The sequence below is a fragment of the Saccharopolyspora aridisoli genome, assembly GCF_004348445.1.
GTDB classification, from domain to species: Bacteria; Actinomycetota; Actinomycetes; order Mycobacteriales; family Pseudonocardiaceae; genus Saccharopolyspora; species Saccharopolyspora aridisoli.
In genome coordinates, this window is sequence record NZ_SMKV01000017.1 from 39,728 (window position 1) to 57,565 (window position 17,838).

At 70.0% G+C, this 17,838-nt stretch carries 16 protein-coding genes; 6 read left to right on the forward strand and 10 right to left on the reverse strand.

What is annotated here, in order from left to right:
• Positions 1-183 precede the first annotated feature (183 nt).
• From E1161_RS15595 to E1161_RS15605, 3 genes are all read left to right on the forward strand, one after another.
• Positions 184-1,824, forward strand: coding sequence for an acyl-CoA carboxylase subunit beta (locus tag E1161_RS15595; protein WP_132624019.1), 1,641 nt, complete (start codon positions 184-186; stop codon positions 1,822-1,824).
• A gap of 23 nt (positions 1,825-1,847) precedes the next feature.
• Positions 1,848-2,087, forward strand: a complete 240-nt coding sequence (locus E1161_RS15600) for an acyl-CoA carboxylase subunit epsilon (protein WP_132624020.1) — start codon at positions 1,848-1,850, stop codon at positions 2,085-2,087.
• Between the two features lie 70 nt (positions 2,088-2,157).
• Positions 2,158-3,921 carry an acetyl/propionyl/methylcrotonyl-CoA carboxylase subunit alpha gene (locus E1161_RS15605; RefSeq protein WP_132624088.1) on the forward strand — a complete coding sequence of 588 codons (1,764 nt, stop codon included), beginning with the start codon at positions 2,158-2,160 and terminating at the stop codon, positions 3,919-3,921.
• A gap of 378 nt (positions 3,922-4,299) precedes the next feature.
• Here E1161_RS15605 and E1161_RS15610 read toward each other — a convergent pair whose 3' ends face one another.
• The 5 genes from E1161_RS15610 to E1161_RS15630 form a co-directional block, all read right to left on the reverse strand.
• Positions 4,300-5,103 carry a hypothetical protein gene (locus E1161_RS15610; protein ID WP_132624021.1) on the reverse strand — a complete coding sequence of 268 codons (804 nt, stop codon included), beginning with the start codon at positions 5,101-5,103 and terminating at the stop codon, positions 4,300-4,302.
• A complete protein-coding gene (locus tag E1161_RS15615) occupies positions 5,100-6,863 on the reverse strand; it encodes a choline/carnitine O-acyltransferase (protein ID WP_235875052.1) in 1,764 nt (587 codons plus the stop codon). The genes E1161_RS15610 and E1161_RS15615 overlap by 4 nt, the downstream gene beginning before the upstream one ends.
• Before the next feature lie 103 nt (positions 6,864-6,966).
• Positions 6,967-7,812, reverse strand: coding sequence for a HalD/BesD family halogenase (locus E1161_RS15620; protein ID WP_132624022.1), 846 nt, complete (start codon positions 7,810-7,812; stop codon positions 6,967-6,969).
• Positions 7,809-9,662 (reverse strand): CocE/NonD family hydrolase, encoded by a 1,854-nt coding sequence (locus tag E1161_RS15625; RefSeq protein WP_132624023.1) that lies wholly within the window; start codon positions 9,660-9,662, stop codon positions 7,809-7,811. Before E1161_RS15625 ends, E1161_RS15620 begins: the two co-directional genes overlap by 4 nt.
• A 49-nt stretch (positions 9,663-9,711) precedes the next feature.
• Positions 9,712-10,365 carry a FadR/GntR family transcriptional regulator gene (locus E1161_RS15630; protein WP_132624024.1) on the reverse strand — a complete coding sequence of 218 codons (654 nt, stop codon included), beginning with the start codon at positions 10,363-10,365 and terminating at the stop codon, positions 9,712-9,714.
• A 200-nt stretch (positions 10,366-10,565) separates the two neighbouring features.
• Here E1161_RS15630 and E1161_RS15635 point away from each other — a divergent pair, with 200 nt between their 5' ends.
• Entirely contained in the window at positions 10,566-11,582 is a 1,017-nt protein-coding gene (locus tag E1161_RS15635; protein WP_132624025.1) for an MBL fold metallo-hydrolase, read from the forward strand.
• A 177-nt stretch (positions 11,583-11,759) separates the two neighbouring features.
• The gene (locus E1161_RS15640) at positions 11,760-12,038 is read left to right on the forward strand and encodes a DUF3040 domain-containing protein (RefSeq protein ID WP_132624026.1); all 279 of its coding nucleotides are present in this window, start codon (positions 11,760-11,762) and stop codon (positions 12,036-12,038) included.
• Positions 12,039-12,042: 4 nt separating this feature from the next.
• Here E1161_RS15640 and E1161_RS15645 read toward each other — a convergent pair whose 3' ends face one another.
• From E1161_RS15645 to E1161_RS15660, 4 genes are all read right to left on the reverse strand, one after another.
• Complete coding sequence (locus E1161_RS15645) at positions 12,043-12,243, reverse strand: DUF2795 domain-containing protein (RefSeq protein WP_132624027.1); 201 nt, start codon at positions 12,241-12,243, stop codon at positions 12,043-12,045.
• Between the two features lie 58 nt (positions 12,244-12,301).
• Positions 12,302-14,122, reverse strand: a complete 1,821-nt coding sequence (locus E1161_RS15650; RefSeq protein ID WP_132624028.1) for a transketolase — start codon at positions 14,120-14,122, stop codon at positions 12,302-12,304.
• Positions 14,123-14,253: 131 nt separating this feature from the next.
• Positions 14,254-14,763 carry an ATP-binding protein gene (locus E1161_RS15655; RefSeq protein ID WP_132624029.1) on the reverse strand — a complete coding sequence of 170 codons (510 nt, stop codon included), beginning with the start codon at positions 14,761-14,763 and terminating at the stop codon, positions 14,254-14,256.
• Positions 14,764-15,140: 377 nt separating this feature from the next.
• Positions 15,141-16,391 carry an aminotransferase family protein gene (locus E1161_RS15660; RefSeq protein WP_132624030.1) on the reverse strand — a complete coding sequence of 417 codons (1,251 nt, stop codon included), beginning with the start codon at positions 16,389-16,391 and terminating at the stop codon, positions 15,141-15,143.
• A 307-nt stretch (positions 16,392-16,698) separates the two neighbouring features.
• On the opposite strand from E1161_RS15660, the gene ssuE reads away from it, so the two are divergent.
• Positions 16,699-17,259, forward strand: coding sequence for an NADPH-dependent FMN reductase (gene ssuE, locus E1161_RS15665; RefSeq protein ID WP_132624031.1), 561 nt, complete (start codon positions 16,699-16,701; stop codon positions 17,257-17,259).
• Here the strand turns inward: ssuE and E1161_RS15670 are convergent.
• The gene (locus E1161_RS15670; protein WP_132624032.1) at positions 17,256-17,831 is read right to left on the reverse strand and encodes a TetR/AcrR family transcriptional regulator; all 576 of its coding nucleotides are present in this window, start codon (positions 17,829-17,831) and stop codon (positions 17,256-17,258) included. The genes ssuE and E1161_RS15670 overlap by 4 nt on opposite strands.
• Positions 17,832-17,838: the final 7 nt, after the last annotated feature.

Sequence of the window (17,838 nt, forward strand, 5' to 3'; positions counted from 1 at the left end):
CCAGGAGAACCCGACTGGAACGCCTCAGTGCGGCTAATGGTCGGTCACTTGTGCGTTTGACTCGATCAACCTCGGGCAATTAATCTCCGGCGAGACAGATCCGCCCGCCGCACCGACGGCGACAGGCTGCGCGCAGACCCGCGGATACTGGGACCGAGCAGGTAACGAGGACAGGTTGGTTGCATGAGCAGCGCGACGGAGCCGGTCGGTCAGCCGCCGGTTGATGTGCCCGACATCCACACGACCGCGGGCAAGCTGGCGGATCTGTACCGGCGGAACGACGAGGCGGTGCACGCCGGCTCGGCTCGCGCGGTGGCCAAGCAGCACGAGAAGGGCAAGAAGACCGCCCGCGAGCGCATCGACATGCTGCTGGACGAGGGCTCGTTCGTCGAGCTCGACGAGCACGCGCGGCACCGCTCCACCAACTTCGGGATGGAGGAGAACCGCCCCTACGGCGACGGCGTGGTGACCGGCTACGGCACCGTCGACGGCCGCAAGGTGTGCGTGTTCTCCCAGGACTTCACCGTCTTCGGCGGCTCGCTCGGCGAGGTCTTCGGCGAGAAGATCGTCAAGGTCATGGACATGGCGCTCAAGACCGGCTGCCCGCTGATCGGCATCAACGACTCCGGCGGCGCCCGCATCCAGGAGGGCGTGGCCGCGCTCGGCCTCTACGCCGAGATCTTCAAGCGCAACACCCACGCCTCCGGCGTCATCCCGCAGATCTCGCTGATCATGGGGCCGTGCGCGGGTGGTGCGGTGTACTCGCCGGCCATCACCGACTTCACCGTGATGGTCGACAAGACCTCGCACATGTTCATCACCGGCCCGGACGTCATCAAGACCGTCACCGGCGAGGACGTCACCTTCGAGGAGCTCGGCGGCGCGCACACCCACAACTCGCGCTCGGGCAACGCGCACTACCTCGCCTCCGACGAGGACGACGCCATCGGCTACGTCAAGGAACTGCTGTCGTTCCTGCCGAGCAACAACCTCTCCGAGGCCCCGGTCTTCGAGGGCGCCGACACCGGCACCGGGGCGATCGCGGACGCGATCACCGACGCCGACCGCGCGCTCGACACGCTGGTGCCGGACTCGCCGAACCAGCCCTACGACATGCACCAGGTCATCCAGACCGTGGTCGACGACGAGGAGTTCCTGGAGGTCTCCTCGCTGTTCGCGCCGAACATCATCACCGGCTACGGGCGCGTCGAGGGACAGCCGGTCGGCATCGTGGCCAACCAGCCCACCCAGTTCGCCGGGACGCTGGACATCGGTGCCAGCGAGAAGGCCGCCCGCTTCGTGCGGACCTGCGACGCCTTCAACATCCCCGTGCTGACCTTCGTCGACGTGCCGGGGTTCCTGCCCGGCACGGACCAGGAGTGGAACGGCATCATCCGACGCGGTGCCAAGCTGCTCTACGCCTACGCCGAGGCCACCGTCCCGCTGGTCACCGTGATCACCCGCAAGGCCTACGGCGGCGCCTACGACGTGATGGGCTCCAAGCACCTCGGAGCCGACATCAACCTGGCGTGGCCCACCGCGCAGATCGCGGTCATGGGCGCGCAGGGCGCGGCCAACATCCTCTACCGGCGCCAGCTCGCCGACGCCGCCGCAGCCGGCGAGGACATCGAGGCGCTGCGCGCCCGGTTGCAGCAGGAGTACGAGGACACCCTGTGCAACCCCTACACCGCCGCCGAGCGCGGCTACGTGGACTCGGTCATCCCGCCGTCGTTCACCCGCGGCTACGTGGCCCGGTCGCTGCGCATGCTCCGCGACAAGCGAGCGAGCCTGCCGGCCAAGAAGCACGGCAACATCCCGCTGTGATCAGCGAAGCAAGGAGCCATCCGATGAGCGAGCGAACCCCGCAGCGGCCGGTGCTGCGCATCGTGCGCGGCGATCCCGACGACGTCGAGATCGCCGCCGTGGCAGCCGCGCTGGCCGGCGCGGCCGCCGCCCGAGCTCCCGAGGACGCGCCCGAGCCCATGTCGATGTGGGGCGACCCGGTCGCGGCGGTGCGCCACCCGGCGGGACGCCGCCCGCTCCGGCCGGGACCGCACGGGTGGCGGGCCTCGGCCCTACCGGGCTGAACCTCGTTCCCAGACTTGACGTTTTCCGCCTGCTCCGGCGCCGCGCCGGGTACATGAGGAGTTGACCACTGTGGACGTGACGCCGATCAGCAAGGTGTTGATCGCCAACCGCGGTGAGATCGCGGTGCGGGTCATCCGCGCCTGCCAGGACGAGGCCATCGCCTCCGTCGCGGTCTACGCCGAGCCGGACGCCGACGCGCAGCACGTGCGGCTGGCCGACGAGTCCTTCGCGCTGGGCGGTTCCACGCCCGGCGAGTCCTACCTGAACATCGACAAGATCATCGACGTCGCCAAGCGCTCCGGCGCGGACGCGGTGCACCCCGGCTACGGCTTCCTGTCGGAGAACGCCGACTTCGCCCAAGCCGTGCTCGACGCCGGTCTGATCTGGATCGGCCCGTCGCCGCAGGCCATCCGCGACCTCGGCGACAAGGTCACCGCCCGGCACATCGCCACCCGCGCCGGGGCGCCGCTGGTGCCCGGCACCAAGGACCCGGTCCCGGGTGCCGACGACGTCGTGGCCTTCGCCCAGGAGCACGGGCTGCCGGTGGCCATCAAGGCCGCCTTCGGCGGTGGTGGTCGCGGCCTGAAGGTCGCGCGCACCATCGAGGAGATCCCGGAGCTGTTCGCCTCCGCGGTCCGCGAGGCCGAGAGCGCCTTCGGCCGCGGTGAGTGCTTCGTCGAGCGCTACCTGGACCGACCGCGCCACGTCGAGGCGCAGGTGGTCGCCGACCAGCACGGCAACGTCGTCGTGGTGGGAACCCGCGACTGCTCGCTGCAGCGCCGCCACCAGAAGCTCGTGGAGGAGGCCCCGGCGCCGTTCCTGACCGAGGACCAGCACAGCCGGATCCACGAAGCCGCGCGGGCGATCTGCTCCGAGGCCGGCTACTACGGCGCGGGCACCGTGGAGTTCCTCGTCGGCCAGGACGGCACGATCTCGTTCCTGGAGGTCAACACCCGCCTGCAGGTCGAGCACCCGGTCTCCGAGGAGACCACCGGAATCGACCTGGTCCGCGAGCAGTTCCGCATCGCCTCCGGCGAGAAGCTGCACCTCGGCGCCGACCCGCAACCGCGTGGCCACTCCATCGAGTTCCGCATCAACGGTGAGGACGCGGGCCGCAACTTCCTGCCCGCGCCCGGCACCGTGACCAAGTTCGTCGCCCCGCAGGGCCCGGGCGTCCGCGTGGACGCGGGCGTGGAGACCGGCAGCGTCATCGGCGGCCAGTTCGACTCGCTGCTGGCCAAGGTCATCGTCACCGGCGCCGACCGGCAGCAGGCGCTGCAGCGCGCTCGCCGAGTCCTCGACGAGATGCAGGTGGAGGGCATGGCCACGGTCCTGCCGTTCCACCGGGCGATCGTGCGCGACCCGGCGTTCGTCGGCACCGACGGCTTCACCGTGCACACCCGGTGGATCGAGACCGAGTTCGACAACACCATCGATCCCTTCGCGGGTGCCGCCCAAGCGGGCGAGGAGCCCGAGGAGCGGCAGACGATCCTCGTCGAAGTCGGCGGACGCCGCCTGGAGGTCTCGCTGCCCGCCGCGTTCGCGGCGACCTCGGCTGCTCCTGCGGTAAAGGCCAAGCCGCGCAAGCGCGCCTCGGGAAAGGCCGCTGGTGCGGCGTCCGGCGACGCGGTCGCCGCGCCGATGCAGGGCACCATCGTGAAGGTGACGGTCGAGGACGGCCAGGAGGTCGCCGAGGGCGACCAGATCGCCGTCCTGGAGGCCATGAAGATGGAGAACCCGGTCACCGCGCACAAGGCGGGCACTGTCACCGGCCTCACGGCCAAGCCCGGAGACTCCGTCACCCAGGGCACCACGATCTGCGAGATCAAGTAATACCTGCCACCCGCTCCGGCCCCGGCTGTCACCAACGGTCACCTCACCAGTGGTTCGCACGATTCCAGTGGAATTCGGGACCCCGATTCCCACTGAAATCGGAAGCACCACCCCGGTGAGGGACCGCGGCAGTTGGAAGACGTGCGCACGCGCTCGTGGGGCTTCGGACCTGGGTGGAGGAGCGAGATCGACCGCGCCAACGAAGCCGCCGCGCAGGGACCCGACGAGGGTAGGCAGGCCGGTTCCGCGCGCAGCACGGCCGCTGGGGTGCTCGATGTGGCCGTGCTGGGCGCGGAACCACCTCGCCTCGTCAGGCGACGTCGGAGGGGATCGACGCTGCGGTGTTGGCACGCCGTTCCCCTTCCACGGGCCTGGTCCTCAGCGGAGGACGTTCGGGCGTGGGGCGTTGCGGGGGCGGGTGAGGTAGCAGTGGGTGTGGTACCAGCCCGCCGCTTCCTTGCCCGCGGGGTCGAGGCCGTGGAGTTCGACGTCGTGCACGGCTGCCCGCTGCTCCTCGGCGTCGGCGAATCGACGTTGCTGGAACGTCTCCGGCAGGCGCTCGGTGACCAACCCGTGGTCCGCGAGGAGTTCGACCATGTCCGAGTAGTCGAAGACCCGCAGGACGAAGATCGCCAGCCACAGCTCCTCCGGCCGGTCGATCCCGTCGAGTAGGCGTGCGAAGGTGTTGCGGCCCACGTAGCCGACGCCGCCGGTGGAGATGATCAGGCCGGTGTCGGCGATCCCCTTGGTGAGCTCGGGGGACGGGTCGGTGGTCTCGAGGTCCTCGGCCCAGCCGTCGGTCAGCAGGCCGGCTTCGCGGGCGTAGGAGATCGCCGGTTCGGAGATGTCCAGGCCGACGATGTCGAGGTCGTCGGTGAGGTCGCGCCGGTCGGATTCGGCCAGTTCGGCCGGTGTCAACCGCGCCGCCGACGGATCGGTGTAGCGGGTGAGGACCTCGCGCGGGTCCTGAGCGGACTTCAGCAGTGCCGAGTTGATGCCGTAGGAGCAGCAGACGTCCAGGACGCGCCCGGGGCGCGCCGCCCCGATCACCTCGCGGAAGATCGGGGTGGCGCGCTGCGGGATCTGGTACTCGAACCGGTCCAGCGTCGAGACGTACGCCCGTGGGTCCGGCTGGGCGTAGATGTCGCTGAAGTCGGCCTTGCGCTCTCCGATCAGGCTCATGATCCGGTGCTGACGAGGTCGGTGAGCTCGTCGATCGCGCGGGCGAGCTGGTCGGCGAAGGCGGTCATCTGCTCGCCGACCGTGCGCGGCGTGCTCAGGTGCACGTTGAAGCTCTGCGGCAACAGCACGTAGGCGACTCCGATGCAGTGCTCGCTGGTGGCGCCGAAACCGAAGTACTGGATGTTCACCGACGGCGCGGCGCTGGTGCTCAGGTAGTCGTCGCGCATCTTCTGCCAGCCCGGCGAGGAGTACAGCGCGGGTGCGAAGTCCTGTCCCCGGCGGCCGGCGATCAGCTGCAGCTCCCACAGGTGCTGCTCGGGGGCGTCCCCGGCCTGGCACTCCTTGGCGCGCGTAACGTGCGCGTCGGCCGCGCGCCGGAACGCCTGCTCGCGGGTGGAGCGGTCGGCGTCGGGGTCCTCCATCACTGCGACGAATTCCAGGACCTCCGGGGTCACCACCCGCATCGCCTCGGTGCGGCCGTGGTGGAAGTGGCGGGTCGCGATGGACTCGTACGTCGCGCCGGTGAAGCCCTTGGAACGCCGGTGCGCTAGCTGGAAGGCCATCTGCACGAACGCGTCCGGGGAGACCCCGAGCGCCTTGGAACGCTCCGAGCCGAAGTCGTCGAAGCGCGCGGTGCGGGTCGCGGTGGCGTCGGCGTAGGCCGTGTAGTCCTTCGCAGCCGCCTCGATCTCGCCGGAGAGTTCGGGCGAGAGGCGGAACTCCAGCGCCCGGAGCTCGGGCGCGCCTTGCGGGGCCGCGCCCGAGGACTGCGAGTGCGACTCGGCGGTGCCCGACATCAGCGAGTCGACGAACTCGACGATGGTGGTGCCGTCCAGCAGGCAGTGCTCGCCGTTGATGCCCGCCGAGCCGTCGGGGAACACGATGAGCGTGACGCCCTTGTCGAACCAGCGGTCGGTCGGGTCTCCGGCCAGCAGCTGCTTGCACTTGCCGTCGGTGTCGGCGGGCAGCTCGTGCTCCAGCGCCAGGCAGAACAGCGCCGTCTCGATCACGTCGACCGAGGCGGTGTTGTCGACCAGCAGCGCCTCCCGGTTGGCCGCCCAGCGAGCGCGGTCGTGGCTGGTCAGCGCGCCGACTCCGGGTCCGCGGTCGGTGGTGGCGATGACCTGGCGCAGCGCTTCGGCGAGCTCGTCGAGGGTGTGCGGGACTCCGTCCTGCCCGATCACGTCGAGGCGGAAGGCGTTGCCGCGGTAGAACACCACGATGTGCCGGGCCTGGCTGGGACCGGGCTGCTCGGGCGTGTTGGGTGCCCGCACCCCGTCGCGCTCGGCGCGGGGGATGCGGGTGGTGGAGAACAGGTACCGGTGCTGCTGCATCGACAGCGGTTGCCCCCGCCGCGCCGTCGGGGGCACCGACTCGGTGTCCAGCGCCAGCTTGTGGTCCACCGACGCCGCGATGAGCCGCACCGCGCGGGCGATCTGGTCATCGTCGGTGTCGTTGAACAGGAAGAAGAAGTTCGCGTTGAGCGCGATCCGGTCCCGGCGGCCCAGGTAGCGGTCGCGCCAGAACTCGTCCAGCCAGCTGTGCACGTCTTCCTGGCCCGCGTAGGCCGACAGGGTGTCGTGCAGCTCCTTGGCCGTGGCGGAGTCGAGGAACTCCTCGACGGCCTGCCGGGTGGCGGACAGCTCGTCCTCGCTCAGCAGCGGCGCGCACCACTGCAGGAACCTGGCGCCGCTGTCTGCGAGCGTGGGCAGCGGAACCCGGGGGAGCGCGTCCTCGTTGCCGAAAGTGCTGGTGCGCAAAGCAACCTCGATCGTGTCTAGGTCTTGTCTCGAAGTGGCGGAGCCACTCCCTCGTCCTGGTGAGCCCCGAGCGGCTCGCACCGCCGGGGCTTCGACGAACGCCTCAGTCGAGCAGGTCGTCGGTGCGGGCAGTGGTCCCGTGAGCCGCGGTCACCCGCCCGAACAGCTGCCGGGTGCGTTCCGCGGATCCCACCACCCCTGGACGATCACTGTAGGCGAAGATCGCCGAGTGCCGCGCCACTTCCCCTGCGACCGCGCTGACCCGGTGCAACGAGTACCGGCCGTGGAACAGCTGCAGATCACCCGGTCGCAGCGGGAGTTCGCGCACCCGGTCCCGGCCGCCGCCGGTGATCACTTCGCCGACGTCGGCGAAGTTCTCCGACTCGGCCGAGCGGATGTGCGGGCAGTATTCGAAGACCCCGCCGGACCGGGGCTGCTGGGTGAGCATGCTGACCGCGAACTCGTTGGTGTCGAAGTGCCACGGGTGTTCTTTGCCGGGGTTGACGATGTTGACCACGAGCCCGGCCAGCGGGTCTTCCAGCGGGTGGATCTGGGGCCGTTCCAGGCAGTCGGCGAGGAAGCGGTGGAACAGCTCGTCGGTGTAGAGCCGGTGGATGAGGTGTTCGGCCGGGATGTCTTCGCGCGCCACGAAGGCGTTGCCGCGCAACGTGGTCCGCCTCGCCGGGTGCCAGTCGGGCAGCGAGTCGTCGGGCGCGGTGTTGTAGACGTTGACCGTCTGCTCCTCGTAGTACGCGCGATCGGCGATGCTCGCGCACTCGGCTCGCAGCGCCTCCCGGTGCTCGGCGGCCACGAAGTCGCGCAGCACGCTGCACCCTGATTCGCGCAGCTCCGCGCGCACGGACTCCACCGCCCGGACCCAGCCTTCGCCGCCGGGATCGTGGAGCGGGTAGCGGGCGGTGTCGACGATGTCGGTGACCGCAACGGTCATCGGTTTCCCTCCGTGGCCGGGATGACGGGCAGCGTGATCTCCGAAGGATGCTCCGGGGAGTTGTGGATGGCAACGGGCGACAGCGCGGCGGGCAGGTCGCGCACCGTGGGCAGCAGGTGCGGGACGTCGAACGCCTGCACCGAGATCCGCAGCTTGTGGCCGGGCGGGATGACCGCGGCGGTCGGGAACACCTCGACGTCGACCGGCTCGACCTCGCCGGGTTCCATCGTGCGCTGCGCATCTTCGGTGAACGGGTGGAACGGCTGGATCAGCTCGCCGTCGAGGTAGCGCGAGCGGGACTCGTCCAGGGATCGGTGCGAGAGCACCTGCCAGCCCCCGGTGAGCCGGTCGACCGTCCCGTCGGGTGCCACCGAGGACACCGATACCGACAGCATCCCGTTGCCGGTGGGCGTGGAGGCGTGGAGGTGGGCGTTGATCGGCCCGCGCATCCGCATCGCCTCGCTCATCGGCCCGGTCTCGAAGACCGCACCGGAGAGGTCGTTCCACCGGTTGTCGTGGCACAGCTGGGCGATGCCGATGGCGTTGGGCGTTCCCGCGGTCCACTGGTTGGTCGAGCGCGTGCACAGCCCGGAGATGGGAAGCGGTGCGACGGTGCTCCGGCCCGGTCGCGGGTCGGAATCCACGAGCCCGCCGGGCAGTCCGGGCATCGAGGTGCCGGAGAGCTGAAACCTTCGGGCGCGCTGCTCACCGATCCACTGGTCGGCCTCGAACCACTGCCCGGAGCCGATCTCGTGGTAGGTCAGCGGCGGGATGTCGGTGTCCAGCGAGGGATCGGCCTGCCCGCGCACGTGGTGGTCGAACCAGCGCAGCTGGAGGTCCTGCAGCGTGCCGTACCCGGCCTCGGCGACTCCGTCCCCGCTGCCCTGCAGGTGGTCCCACGGGCCGAAGATCATCTTCACCGGGACGCCGCGCTGCTGGAGGTTGTCGAACACCATCGGCGTGCCGCGCTGGAACAGGTCGTACTCGCCGCCGACCAGGAAGGTCGGGACGTCGATGCGGTCGAGGACGCTCGCGGGGGAGCGCTCGGCGTAGAAGGGGCCGTCGAAGGCGGCGTTGAGGCCGAGGGTGGCCTCCAGCAGCGTCGGCGCGGTGAAGCTGGTGGCGCCCTGGACGCGGTCGAGGTACATCTGCAGCGCGTTGTCGGGCTCGGCGGGGCCGTAAGCCGGTGGGATCAGCCCGGTTCCAGTGACCAGGCCCAGCCACAGCGGGATGAAGCCGACGTCCAGCGCGCCGCCGGAGGCGACCACGTCGCGGTAGGTGTCCACCGCCGGTACCTGTGGGAAGATCGCCTTGAGCCCGGGTGGCCGGTTGCCCGCCGCGAACAGCTGGCTGATGCCCATGTACGACGCGCCGTGCATGCCGACCGAACCGTTGCTCCACGGCCGTTCCGGTGAGGCCGCCCAGTTCACGATCTCGCCCGAGTCGGTGTTCTCCCGCGCGCTGAACGCCTGCCAGTCGCCGCCGGAGGAGCCGGTGCCGCGCGCGTCGACCGTGACGTGCACGTAGCCGCGCTTGACGAAGAAGCCCGGGTCACTGCCGATCGCCGCGGCGCCGGGACCGTCGATGGCCGACTTGTTGTAGGCGGTGATGGTCAGCAGCACGGGGAACCGGCCCTCGACCGGGTTGCCCTCGGAGTCGGCCGGACGTCGCACGTCGGCGCGCAGGACGGTGCCGTCGGACATCGGCACTTCGACGTCGGTCTCGGTCACCGAGCCCGGGTGGTCCTCGGCTCGGGCCGTCCACCCGGAGGTCGGCGCGGCATCGGCGGCGGTGAGGCCAGCGAGCCCGGTCAGCAGGGCGAGGAGCAGGGCCAGCAATGAGCGACGCATTCCAACCTCCCGGGATTTCCGGAAGATCAACGATCACGCGCAGCCGAGGTTACGCGGTATGCGGTCGGTCCTGCTGAGAACGCAGGTGAGCGGCCATGGCTCGACGCGCCTGGGCCGGGTCACCGGCTTCGATCGCGGTCAGCAGCCGCTCGTGGCGCGCGACCGCGCCGCGGCCGCTCTCCACCGGCAGCTCGGCAAGCAGCCGCATGAACGGTTCGAAGAGCAGCGGGACGAAGGCGTTGCCGGTGGCGCGCACGATCGCCTGGTGGAACGCGATGTGGGCGGTGACGTGCGCTTCGGGCGTGCCTGCCTCGCGCATGTTCCGCAGCTGCTCGCGCAGGCGCCGAAGATCGGCGTCGGTGCGCTTGACCGTGGCGAGCTCGGCGATACCGGACTCCAGCACCCGCCGCGCTTCGTGGATCCCGGCGACGACCTCGGGATCAGCGCCGGGGGACGTCGCCGCGCGGATCATCGGGTGAAGCGAGGTCCACTCGGCCGGCGGATTGACGTAGGTGCCGCGTCCGCGCTCGATGCGCACGACGTTCTGCACCCGCAGCGCCTTGACGGCCTCGCGCACGGTCAGCCGGCTCATCGAGAACAGCTCGGCGAGTTCGGGTTCGGAGGGCAGCGCGGCGCCGGGCGGGTAGGTCTCGTCGATGATCGACCCGAGAAGCTGTTCGGACAGCTCTTCCGGCAACGACACGCGGTCACCGCCCGTTCGATCTGAACACCGCGAGAACCCGCGGTGCTCGCGCCAACAAGGTCAAGGTCCGCTCCCGCGTCCACAGTGGACGCACGGGTGATCCGGATTCGGGGAGTGTACTGCACCAGTGAGCGTTGCCACACACCAACCGGTTGGTATGTGTGGTAGAGCTGGTAGATCGGGTCTCTGGAGGTGTCGCCATGTTCGAGTCGCGGTACGAGTGGATGGAGCCTGGGGCGTTCGAGGTAGCACCGGGCGTGCACCGGATCCCGTTGCCGCTGCCCAACGACGGCCTCCGCGCGGTCAACGTCTACGCCATCGCAGACGGTGACTCGCTGACCCTCGTCGACGGCGGCTGGGCCCTGGACGAATCCCGCCAGCAGCTCGACGCGGCGCTCGCCCAGATCGGCGCCGGTGCTGGCGACATCACCCGCTTCCTGGTCACCCACGCGCACCGCGACCACTACACGCAGGCGCTGACCTTGCGCCGCGAGTTCGGCTCCGAGGTGATGCTCGGCGAGGAGGAGCGGCACACCCTCGACCGGCTGATGTCCCCGGAGCACCGGTCCATGGACCGCCAGTTGGAACTCCTGGCCGAGCACGGCGCCAAACCGGTCCGCGACACGCTGCTGAGCCTGCGCTCGGACGCTCCGAGCAACCACGTCTGGGAGAAGCCCGACACGTGGATCAACGCCGCCACCGACCTCGGCCTGGCGGACCGGCGGCTGCGCGCGCTGCCCACGCCCGGGCACACCCGCGGCCACCTGGTGTTCCTGGAGGAGCAGGCCGGGCTGATGTTCGCCGGTGATCACGTGCTGCCGCACATCACCCCGTCCATCGGCTTCGAGCAGGCACCCACCGCGAGCCCGCTGCGCGACTACCTGGCCTCGTTGTGGCTGGTGCGCGGCCTGCCCGACATGCGACTGCTGCCCGCTCACGGGCCCGTCACCGACAGCGTCCACGATCGGGTCGACGAGCTGCTGGCCCACCACGACGCGCGCCTGGTGGCCACCGCCGCGGTCGTCGCGGCCGGTGCGAGCACGGCCTACGAGGCAGCTCGGGCGCTGACCTGGACCCGTCGCGAGCGAGCCTTCGACGATCTCGACGTGTTCAACCAGATGATGGCGGTGCTGGAAACCGCCGCGCACCTGGACGTCCTGGTGCTGCAGGACGAGCTCGGCGCGCAGCGCGTCGGAGGAGTTCTGCACTACTCGTAGTCTTCGGCAACGGAGAGTGATCGCCGCGCGGTCCATGGACGGGCCGAAATCACCCGACTGCAGCGTAGGGGCGGCAGGCGATCACGTGCGAGCCTGGATGAGCTCCACGGGCCGCGTGCGGCAGTTGAGGAGCGAGTACCTCGTTGGGGTCAAAGGGGACGTCACTAGGAGCTCGTCATGTTGAGCAAGCACGAGCGGGACATGCTCGCCGAGATCGAGACCGCGCTGGAGTCCGCAGACCCCGAGCTCGCGGAGGAGTTCGAGCGGTTCGAAGGTGAGCGGGGCTGGGGCTTGATGCGCCGAGTCCTGGTGTTCACCGCGCTCACGCTGACCGCGATGCTGTCGCTGCTGTCCTTGGCCAGCGGCCTGGTGTGGGCTTCGGTGGCGCTGGGCATGATCACTACAGCTGGCGCCATCGCGGCGTGCTTCACCGGGCGTCAGCACGAGGAGACGTGATCATTCAGTCGTGCAGCGGGTGCGGCAGGGCCTGCAGCACCGTGTCGGCCTCGACGTAGGTGCCCTCGGGCAGCTCGTCGAGGCGGTCCATCTGCTCAGGACCGGCCCCGAGCTCCGCGCACTGCTGCACGATCTCCCGCTTGGTAGCGGGGAACCGGACGTGGCAGAGAACCCGCAGCATGTCCGCGCGATCGGCCAGCACCATGATTCCTCCGTTCAGCCACTTCGCCCACCAACTACCCAGGCCGAACGCGCTGAAACCCTCAGGAGGCCAGTTCGCGGGCCTTCTCGGCGATGGCCGTGGCGTCGATGCGGGCCTGGCCGAGCAGCTCCGCGGGCTGACCTGAACCGGGCATCTCGTGCACGGCGAGCATTCGCACCTGGGCGGGCTGGTCGGTCAGCGCGCTGAGCACGGCCTCGCCGAGACCGCCCTCGGGCCAGTGGTCCTCGGCGGTGACCAGACCCGCCGTCTCGGTCGCGGCGCGTCGCAGCGTGCCGGCGTCGACGGGTTTGATCGAGTAAAGGTCGATCACCCGCGCCTCGATGCCCTCGTGCGCCAGCACGTCCGCGGCCTTGACCGCCTCGTGCAGCGTGACCCCGGCACCGACCAGCGTCACGTCGTTGCCGTCGCGGACCACCTTGGAGCCGCCGATCGGGAACTGCTCGCCGGGCGGGTAGATCACCGGCATCGTACCGCGGCTGGTCCGCAGGTAGCTGATGCCGGGCAGGTCCGCCATCGCCGTCACCAGCTGCACGGTCTGGTTGGCGTCGCACGGGTAGAGCACCGTGCTGCTGTGCACCGCGCGGAACGCCGCCAGGTCCTCCAACGCCATCTGCGACGGGCCGTCCTCGCCGATCGCCACGCCGGCGTGCGAACCCATCAGCCGCAGGTCGGCACGGCTCACCGCCGCCATCCGGACGAAGTCGTAGGCGCGGGAGAGGAACGCGGCGAAGGTCGAGGCGAACGCGCACCACCCGCGTACCTGCATGCCCACCGCTGCGGCGATGAGCTGCTGCTCGGCGATGTACATCTCGAAGTAGCGGTCCGGGTGGGCATCGCGGAACAGCTCCGCGAAGGTCGAGTTCGACACCTCGCCGTCCATGGCCACCACGTCCCCGCGCCGATCGCCCAGCGCCGCCAGCGCCTGCCCGTAGGCCTTGCGGGTGGCAAGCTCGGTGCCCTGCTCGAACGCGGGCAGTCCGCCGCTTCCGGTGTCGAACACGTGCGGCTTGGCGTCGGCGTCGGGTTTGGCGGGCTTGACCCGCAGATCGCGCAGGCCACCGAGCTCAGCGATCGATTCCTCGGCGTGCGCCAGCGGTTTGCCGTGGAAACCGGGTTTGTCGGCGACTTCCGCGACCCCCTTGCCCTTCTGGGTGGCGGCCAGGATCGCGACTGGACGGCCATCGGCGTCCTCCGCCTGGCTCAGCGCGGATTCGATCTCGTCGAGGTCGTGGCCGTCGATCTCGATGGTGCGCCAACCGGCCGCCTGCGCTCGAGCGGAGTAGGAGGACAGGTCCCAGCCGTGCATGGTGGGCCCGGTTTGGCCGAGGCGGTTGACGTCGATGATCGCGATCAGGTTGTCCAGCTGCTCGTGCCCGGCGTGCTCCAGGGCTTCCCACACCGAGCCCTCGGTCATCTCGCTGTCGCCGCAGACCACCCACACCCGGTAGGGCAGCCGGTCCAGCCGCTTGCCCGCCAGCGCCAGGCCCACGCCGATGGGCAGACCCTGGCCCAGCGACCCGGTCGCCACGTCCACCCACGGCAGCACGGGGGTCGGGTGACCTTCGAGCCGGCTGCCGAACTTGCGGAAGGTCAGCAGCTCGCCGTCCTCGACGGCGCCGACCGCCTTGAACGCGGCGTACTGCAGCGGCGAGGCGTGGCCCTTGGAGAAGATCAGGTGATCGTTCGCCGGGTTGTCCGGACGGTCGAAATCCAGCCGGAGGTGTCCGTCGAGCAGCACCGCCAGCAGGTCGGCCGCCGACATCGACGAGGTGGGGTGCCCGGAACCTGCGGCCGTGCTGGCCCGAATCGAGTCCACCCGCAGCTGCTGCGCCAGTTCGGAGCGGAACATTGCCTGGTCCATGCCCCGGAAGGTGCCCGGGGTGCGGCCGTGCGAAACAAGGCCAGGTCAACCCGGCCGCGGTGGGGATGTTCGGGGAGGCGGCGCAGCTGCGACCTCAGGTGCGCGGCTCAGCCCGCCTGCGATCGAAGCGGTCAGTCCAAGGCGCCGTTGCTCAGTCCGGACAGCAGGCGCTTGATGACCTCGGGGTCGACCTCGGCGGTCTCCTCGGTGGTTTGCGGCGCCATCGCGTTCTTCTTGCTGGAGCGGCGGGGCAGCGGGACGGAGTCGGCCTTCACACCGCTGGGCAGCGGCATCTCGCACCACACCAAGGTGCCGCCGGTGCGCAGCGCGGTCGCACCGCAGCGGCCTTCCGCGAACCCGGGCGCGAGCTGCGGGGGAACGGTGGCCTGCTCGTCCTGGACCTCGGCGACGAGGCTCTCGCCGCTCAAGCGCAGGCGGACGGTGATGAAACCCGGGTTCTTGTGGTCGGCGGCGTCCACGGCGGCGGTCACCAGGGCGCCGGTGAGTTGCGTGGCGATGTCGGTCATCTCGCGCAGAGACCACTCGGCCAGGGAGAACCGCACGAACATCTCGGTGCAGTTCACCGCGCTCGGAAGCGCGATCAGTCGAAGGTCGTCGACTTGTGCGGTCTGAGTGTTCACCTGGTTGAGTTCCTCCGTCCGCCCCCACTGCGCTTTCGATCACCCGGAAGCCGCATTTTGCCAACTCTGCTGGGTGGCTTGTACGCAGGGGCCCCTTTTTCTTTCGGCCTTGCCGTTCACCGGTCGGCCCGGGATCGGCGGGCCGCCGAGAACATCGCAATCGCCGCCGACAGCCTTCTCCATCTGCGACGACGCGATCTGGTGAAAAACGTACGTGACGAAAGCAGGTCGGGACCACCTTCGGACGTATCGGTTCCACAACGGGGAAGTTCCAGACGGATGGACGCTGTAATGACCGAGGGCGTGAACGGCGATCGGGCGCCGCGCGTGTCGGAGCGGCCGCGGCGTGTCGAGGCCGCTCCGACAACTGCTGCGCGTCAGGCCAGGGAGTCGAGACCCTCCGCGAACGCCTTGCCGATGAGGCCGATCTCGTCCTCGGTGATGATCAACGGCGGCGAGACGGCGAGGGCTTTGCCGAGCGGGCGGACGATCACCCCGAGCTCGCGGATCTTCTTCTGCAGCTTGGGCAGGCCACCCGCCTGCAGCGCCTCCGAGGTGAGCTCGACGGCTCCGAGCAGGCCGACGCCACCGCGCACCTCCGCGACCGCCGGGTGGTCGGCGACGCTGTTGAGCGCGTCGTGCAACGGCTGCTCCAGCTCGTCGGAGCGCTGGATGAGCTTCTCGCGCTCCAGGATGTCGAGGTTGGCCATGGCCGCGGCCGCCACCGTCGGGTGCCCCGAGTAGGTGGCGCCGTGGCGGAACACCCGGCCCGGCTCCTCCCAGAACGGCTCGGCGACGTGCTCGGCCACGACCACACCGCCCAGCGGAAGATAACCGCTGGTCACGCCTTTGGCGAAGGTGATCATGTCGGGCTGCAGGCCCCAGCGCTCGACGCCGAACCAGGTGCCCACCCGGCCGAAGCCGCAGATCACCGAGTCGGCGACGAACAGGATCGAGTGCTCCGCGCAGATCTTGGCGATGGCCTCCAGGTAGCCCGGTTCCGGCGGGTAGAGACCGCCCGCGCCCATCACCGGCTCGGCGAAGAACGCCGCGACCTTCTCGGCGCCGATTCGGTCGATGGCCTCCCGCAGGTTCTCGGCGTCGTCGTGCGCGACGCGGCCGGTCTCGCGGACCAGCTGACCGAACCCGGCCTGGTTGGCCTCGATGCCGCCGATGCTGGTGCCCATGCCGTTGGTGCCGTGGTAGGCGTTGCTGCGGCTGAGGACGTGGGTGCGCTGGGGCTGCCCGCGCTGCGCCCAGTACTGCCGCGCGAGCTTCGCCGCCGTGTCGATGGCCTCACCGCCACCGGTGGTCAAGAAGATCTTGGCGCCCGGCATCGGGGCGAGTTCGGACAGTCGCGTGGCCAGCGCCTCGGCGGGCGGGTTGGTGTAGTCGTTGAAGACGAAGTAGGACTCCAGCTCCCGCATCTGCGCGGCGGCGGCCTCGACGATCTCGGTGCGGCCGTGCCCGGCGTTGGCGTACCAGAGGCTCGCGGTGCCGTCGAGGTAGCGGCGCCCGGAGTCGTCGTAGATCCAGACTCCCTCGGCCTTGGTGACGCAGAAGCTGCTGCTCTTGACCTCGAACATGTCCGCGAACGGGTGCCACAGCGCGGTCTGGCTCAATGACATGGGTCCTCCTTCGTAGTTCTCCGACAGCTTCGTCGCCCGGGCACCTCGATGGCCAGTGGTGAGGGCGGGGAGTTCGGCTGCCGGCGTCCGCCAGATGAGATCCGGCGACCGTTCGTTGACATCGCAAGCGCACCGCCAAGACGATGGGTTGGTGACCACTCCGAGGCTCAGCAAGCGGATGCACGTCGACTTGCGGCGCGTGACGGCGCAGGGCTGTCGCTCCTGACGAAACCACGAAGTCAGGGGAGACGCCGCATCCGGTCGAACCCGGTAGCGGTCGCAGAGGGCCACAACCATGGAGCAGCTCGTGTCCACCGTCCTGGTCATTTCCGGAAGTCCGTCGCGCACCTCGAAGACGGAGAAGATCGGCGAGCACGTCGCGCAGCGGCTCGCTGCGGCCGGGCGCACCACCGAACACCTCCGGGTTCGGAGCCTGCCCGCCGAGGCGCTGCTGAACGCCGACGTCTCCGACCCGGCGATCTCCTCGGCGGTGGAGCAGGTCGAGGCGGCCGACGGCATCGTGCTGGCCACGCCCACTTACAAGGCCGCTTACTCGGGTCTGCTGAAGTCGTTCCTGGACCTGCTGCCGCAGTTCGGCTTCGCGGGCAAGGCAGTGCTGCCGCTGGCCACCGGCGGCAGCGTCGCGCACGTGCTGGCCATCGACTACGCGCTGCGCCCGGTGGTGCACTCGCTGGGCGCCCGGCACGCCGTGCAGAGCTTCTTCCTGCTCGACAAGCACCTCTCTTCGGTCGGCGAGGAGCTGGCCGTGCACGACGACAGCGCGGGACCGCTGGCCGATGTGATCGAGCAGTTCAGCAAAGCCCTCGACGGCATCCCGCACGCCACGGTGCTGGGTCGCTCGGCCTAGAGCGGACCGTCGATCCACCGCTGGATCAGCGGGGCCGTGAGGGCCACGAGCTCTTCGGCGGGCTCGGCGCTGATCGCCCGGGTGCGCAGCACCAGCCGCGCGGCGCCGAGCCCCATCAGGTGGCTGCACACCAGCTCGGCGCGCAGTCGCGCGCGCGGACCGTCGAGCCGATCGGCGAGCCGGGTGACCAGCTGGGACTCGAAGTTGTCGCGGAAGCGGCCGCCCGCCGGGCGCGACGAGGTGAACACCGCGCGCACGAGCGGATCGCCCTGGGTGCGCTCGTGGTAGTCCAGCAGCGTGCGCACCAGGTGTTCGCCGAGGTGCGGCAGATCGCAGTCCAGCAGCCTCTCGGCGTCGTGCTCGAAACCCGAGGCCTGCGCGAACAGGTCTTCCTTGCTGCCGAAGTACTTGACCACCAGCGCGGCGCTGACGTCGGCGTCCGCGGCGATGTCGCGCAGCGTCACGTCGGCGTAACCGCAGGAGGAGAAGCGCCGCCTCGCCACCTTCAGGATGGTTTCCCGCGTGACGCACGCGTCGCGGCGCTGCTCCTCGATCGACCCCGTGGTGGGCATGCACCTC